The following is a 5230-nucleotide window of genomic DNA, read 5'->3' on the forward strand; positions in this document are numbered from 1 at the left end:
CGGCGGGCTGATTTTTATCCGCTAGGGGAAGAATTTTTTGTGAGAGCCCCGGCGCTCGAACGTCTCGTTAGCAGGGGTGGCTTCAGCCGTCCGCCACAGCGCGCCCCAAAGCCAGCTTTTGAGACGGGAGAGACACGGAATGACCGGCCGGACGGATTCGCTTTTGCAGCGCAACACCCATGTGCGGGGGATGAAAAGCCGCCCGCTGGTTGTAACGCTGATGGCCTCAACCGTTTTGGCGGGCGCATTTTCCGTCGCGGGCACGGCGATGGCGCAGCAACCGGCCGCCGCAGTTTCGGCGAGCCAGCCGACGGCGTTCGCGCTTGCCGCCCAACCGTTGCAGGCGGCGCTCGATGCTTTCGTGCGCCAGACCGGCTGGCAGCTCGGTTACGCCAGCGGGCTTGCACAAAATCGCACGTCCCGCGCTGTTTCGGGGACCTTCACCCCGGCGCAGGCGTTGGAAACGCTGCTAGGCGGCACCGGGCTTTCGGTTCGGATGACGGGGCCGACGACGGCCTCTCTCGTTGTGGCGAGTGCGGCGGCACCGACGGGGACCACGGTGCTTGCGCCGGTCGCGGTCTATGATTCGACCCTGCGGCGCGGCGGCGTGGCGGAAACCGTGATTTCCCAGCAGGATCTCGACCGTAAGAACCCGTCCGATGTGCGCGGCGTATTTGCGGGCGAGCCGGGCATTCGCGTCGGCAGTTCGCTCCCCATGTCGCAAAAAGTCTATGTGAACGGCGTCGAGGAAACCAACCTCGCCGTGACCATCGACGGCAGCCGCCAGAACAATAAAGTCTTCCACCATAATGGCACGACGGTGATCGACCCGAGCTTCCTGAAAGCCGTGCGCGTCGATGCCGGGGTTGCGCCCGCCGATGCCGGGCCGGGGGCGCTAGCTGGCGCGATTGCCTATGAAACCAAGGACGCGCGCGACCTTCTGCCGGGCGATGGCATTGGCGGGCAGGTGAAATCGACCTTCAACAGCAATGGGTCGAGCCTTGTCAGCAATGCCACCGCTTATGGCCGCAGCGGGCCGTTTGAGGCGCTGGGCTCGATCAATTACGGCAAGGGCAGCGAATTCAAGGGCGGGGACGGGCGAAAGGTGCCTGGGACCGAAACCGATGTTCTGAGCGGCCTCGGCAAGATTGCGGTGGAAACCGAACAGGGCCACCGTTTCCAGATCAGTCACGAGCGCGTGCGCGACGACGCGGCGCGGCCCTTCCGCGCCAATGTCGGCGCGATTTCCGGGCGCCCCGCCTGGGAGCCGAAAGTGCGCGACTATAGCATTCAGCGGCAAAACACGGTCTTCTCCTACGCCGACAGCAAGCCGTCCGATCTTTGGAATCCGAAGCTGGTGTTCGCCTATGGCCGCACCGATGTGGAAACCGATATTTTCACGCGGCCCGTAGGCAGCAGCACGGTTCCCGGCAGCTATCCCGGCGAGGGCTCGACCGATTCGCTGAACGGCAAAATTGAGAATAAATTCACCTTCGGGATCGGCACGCTCACCGCCGGGGCGGATTTCTACAAGGATAAGGGGTCTTACGAGGACCGAACGTTCTCGGTGAGCGAGCGGTCCCGCAATATGGGGCTCTACGCCCAGGCGCGGTTGGAGCCGATCGATATTCTGCGCGTCTCCTTCGGGATGCGCGGCGACCAGCAACATTTCGTCGGCACGACGGGGCAGACGTGGGACAATAGCGGCGTCAGCCATAATATTTCGGCGGAAGTGGATGTTGTTCCGAAGTATTTGACCGCCAAAGCCGGTTATTCCCACGCTTGGGCGGGCATTCCGTTGGCCGAAAATTTCATCATGAATACGGCGTGGCGCTATGGCTCCGGCCCGAAGCCGGTGAAATCGGATAATCTCACCGCCGGGCTCGAAGCGCGCTATCAAGCTTTACGGTCGAAGGCCGCGTGTTCCAGACCAAGATCGACGATGCGCGGGCGGCCAAATTCGCGGCCACCAGCGGCAATCTTGCCTATGACGTTAAATCCAAGGGCTTTGAAATCGGTGCGGGCTACGCCTGGGACGATGGCTATGTGCGGGCCAAATATGCCGATATCGACGTGACCATCAACGGCCAGCCCGCCGATTCCGAGACGGGCACCTATCTTGCCACGCCGATGGGCCAGATTATCACCTTAGGCGGCGCGCATCGCTTCCGCGATTGGGGGCTGACGCTCGGGGCCGATCTCGAAGTCGTGCTGGATTACAATAAGGCCGCGCCCGGCAATTTGCCGCTGAAGGGCTATGAGGTGTTCAACGCCTTCGCCGAATATAGCCCGCTGGAGTATTCGAACCTCACCTTCCGTGCCGAGATTCGCAATCTCTTCGACCGCACCTATGCCGACCGCGCGACCTATGGGCAGGAATTCGGCACTGTCACCCCGCTGTATCAGCCGGGCCGGGCCTTCCTGCTCAGCGCGTCGGCGAAGTTCTAGGGGGTGGCGCGATGCTGACTTCGGTTGCCGAGTTCGAAACGGCGCAGGCCCATCGGTATCTAACCCAGGTCTGCAAGCATTTCGCCCATAAAATCCCCGTCGAGCTTTCGGAGGCGCGCGGCGAATGCCGCTTCGTCTGCGGCACGGCAGGGCTTGAGGCCGACGCAGCCCGGCTGCGGCTGCGCGTCACCGCGCCGACCGAAGCCGAGCTGGTGGAAACCCAAAGCGTTATCGAAAGCCACCTGTTGCGCTTCGCTTTCCGTGAGGGGGGCGAAGCGCTCACCTGGACCCGTTGTTAACCCCACGCAGATGACAGCCCCCGCTTAGGGCTCCCCCGTGAGCCCGGCGTCTGCGACTCGGCGCTGCCCCGAGTCATGACTGGATTGGCCTATCATGCGTTCCTCTCAAGCAATCGCCGAACAAGTCACTTTTCAGAGTTTTGCCAACTGCTACCTGCGGGAAATCGATCCCGGCACGGTCATGCAGCGGCCTTCGGAAACCGGGGAGCCGCTCGCCTGTGTTGAATGGGGGCTGCCGTCGCAGCGCTTGCTGTTGCAGGCCGAACTGCTCAGCCCGTCGCGCTGCGGCCCGTGCCGCTTCGGGCGGATCTGGCAGCGCCGCTTAGCCGAGCTTGGCTGGCAAGAGGTCGAGCCGTTTTCCGCCGTCTATCTGCTGGCGCGGGAATGCTATCGCCCGGCGGGCGGGGCGCGGGACCCCGCGCGGCGTGGTCACGAACTCGAACTGCTGCTGCGGGTTTTGCAAAGCTATCAATCGGTTCAACGCTATCTCGAAGCCCCGGTAGACCCGGCCAGCGATCCTGAGAGCTTCATTGCCGCCGAACAATCGCTGGTCTTCGGCCATTGGCTGCACCCGACGCCGAAAAGCCTACAAGGCATGACCGACTGGCAAATGACGCATTATGCGCCCGAGCTGCACGGGCAGTTCCGCCTGCATTTGTTTGCGGTGGACAGCGCCCACGTCGCCCATGCCTCGGCAGTGGGGGCGTCCGCCCCGACGATTCTCGCGGATGTGTTCGGGGAGGCTGCCGCGCGCCTTGGCTTGCGTCCGGGCGAGCAGATTATTCCGATGCACCCGTTGCAGGCCGAAGCGCTGTTACTCGATCCGGCGATTCAAGCGTTGCAGGCGGCGGGCGTTTTTGCGCGCGCTGGGGCCGGGCGGGCCGCTCTATACCGCCACCTCCTCGGTCCGCACGGTCTATAGCGCCGCAAGCCCGTGGATGCTGAAATTCTCCCTGCCGGTGCGCATTACCAACTCCGTTCGCGTCAATCGGCGGCACGAGTTGGAGGCGGGGGTGACGATGGCAAAGCTGATCGGCGCGCTTGGCCCCGCTCTGCACACAGGGCTGCGCTTCATTCTCGACCCCGCCTATATGACGATCACGCTGCCGGGGCGGGCCGAAAGCGGGTTCGAGGTGATTTTGCGGGAGAATCCCTTCACCGCAGGCCGGGATGCGGGCGTGATGACCGTTGCCGCCCTCACGGCCGATCCGCTGCCGGGTCAAAGCTCGCGGCTGGAAACCCTCGTGCGGCGTGTCGCGCAAATGGGCGATCAGAGTCCGGCTATGGCGGCGCAGGGCTGGTTCCGCGCCTACCTCGCCTGCGCGCTGGTGCCGCTGGTGCAGCTTTACGATGCGCACGGCATTGCCCTGGAGGCGCATCAGCAGAATAGCCTATTGGAGGTGAGTGCGGGGCTGCCGCAGGCTTTCTATTATCGGGACAATCAGGGTTATTATCTCTCGGAGCGCTACCGCGCCTATTTGCGGCGCTATATCCCCGAGTCCGATAATATCCGCGCGCTTTATTATGATGAAGCCGAAATCAATAAGCGCTTTTCCTATTACCTGATCGTCAATCAGATTTTCTCGGTCATCGCGCGCCTGGATAAGGACGGGCTGAGCCCCGAAGCCGGGCTTTTGGCGGAGCTGCGCGCCTGCTTGGAAGCTCTGTTACCGCAGTTGCGCGGGGCCGGGCAGGGGTTCGTCACCGATTTGCTGGCGCGCCCGACACTGGGGGCGAAGTTCAACCTCACCACCCGCCTTTTCGATATCGACGAATTGGACGTGGCCGACGAAGGGGCGCTTTACGCCCATTTCCCCAATCCCTTAGCCCCGCCGACCGGGGCCTCGGTAGCACCCTATGCCCTTCCCTCGTGATCTTCCCGATCAGCCGCAGGAACGCGTCGTCCGTCAGTTGGTGGCGGCGCTGCTCTTCGAAAAGCTGATCGAGGCGCGCTGCACCCCGCTGGACGGCACGCTCTGCTTCGAGTGGCACGCGCCCGGTTATCGCTTTCGCGGCTTCGGGCGGCTCGGGCCGTTCGACCGGCTGCGCGTGACGCCGGGATCGGTGCAGCAAGCCGGGGCCGATGGGCACTGGCGGCCTGCCGAGCCCAGGGCGCTTCTGGCAGGGTTGCCGATGCCCGACGCCCATCGCGCCGCGCTGTTGGCGGAGCTTGACCGGACGATTGCCCTCTGCCGCTGGAATGCGGCGCACCTGAACCGCCGCCCGCGCCTGGATCTGCCCTATAGCGATTTGGACGCGGCGCTGGAGGAGGGGCACCCCTATCACCCCTGCTTCAAGGCGCGGCTCGGGTTTTCGGACGCCGATCACGCTGCTTTCGGGCCGGAGGCGGGGGCGCGGTTCCAGCTTTTCTGGTTGGCGGTGGCGCGGGCCGACCTGCGCCAAGCGCTGCCCACGGCGGAAACCGCCTTCTGGGAAGCGGAACTGGGGGCCGACGCTTGGGCCGATCTTGCCCGGCGGCGAGC

At 64.2% G+C, this 5230-nt stretch carries 5 protein-coding genes and 1 pseudogene; all 6 read left to right on the forward strand.

All coding sequences use genetic code 11. From position 1 onward, the window contains the following. Positions 1–268 precede the first annotated feature (268 nt). Positions 269–1840: pseudogene (locus VZ95_RS08120) on the forward strand (TonB-dependent receptor domain-containing protein); the annotation flags it as partial. A gap of 80 nt (positions 1841–1920) precedes the next feature. Beyond that, entirely contained in the window at positions 1921–2448 is a 528-nt protein-coding gene (locus VZ95_RS28095) for a TonB-dependent receptor domain-containing protein (RefSeq protein ID WP_269747082.1), read from the forward strand. A gap of 11 nt (positions 2449–2459) precedes the next feature. After that, a complete protein-coding gene (locus tag VZ95_RS08125; RefSeq protein ID WP_052711599.1) occupies positions 2460–2747 on the forward strand; it encodes a DUF2218 domain-containing protein in 288 nt (95 codons plus the stop codon). A gap of 94 nt (positions 2748–2841) precedes the next feature. Next, on the forward strand, positions 2842–3669 hold the full coding sequence (locus VZ95_RS26830; protein WP_269747083.1) for an IucA/IucC family protein: 828 nt from the start codon (positions 2842–2844) through the stop codon (positions 3667–3669). Then, positions 3605–4621: an IucA/IucC family protein gene (locus VZ95_RS28100; RefSeq protein ID WP_269747084.1), complete on the forward strand. Its 1017-nt coding sequence runs from the start codon at positions 3605–3607 to the stop codon at positions 4619–4621. Before VZ95_RS26830 ends, VZ95_RS28100 begins: the two co-directional genes overlap by 65 nt. Then, on the forward strand, positions 4605–5230 hold a 626-nt coding region (locus VZ95_RS08135; protein WP_045775406.1), incomplete at its 3' end, for an IucA/IucC family protein. The genes VZ95_RS28100 and VZ95_RS08135, both read left to right, overlap by 17 nt.

Source organism: Elstera litoralis (genome assembly GCF_000963705.1).
Classification (GTDB): Bacteria; Pseudomonadota; Alphaproteobacteria; order Elsterales; family Elsteraceae; genus Elstera; species Elstera litoralis.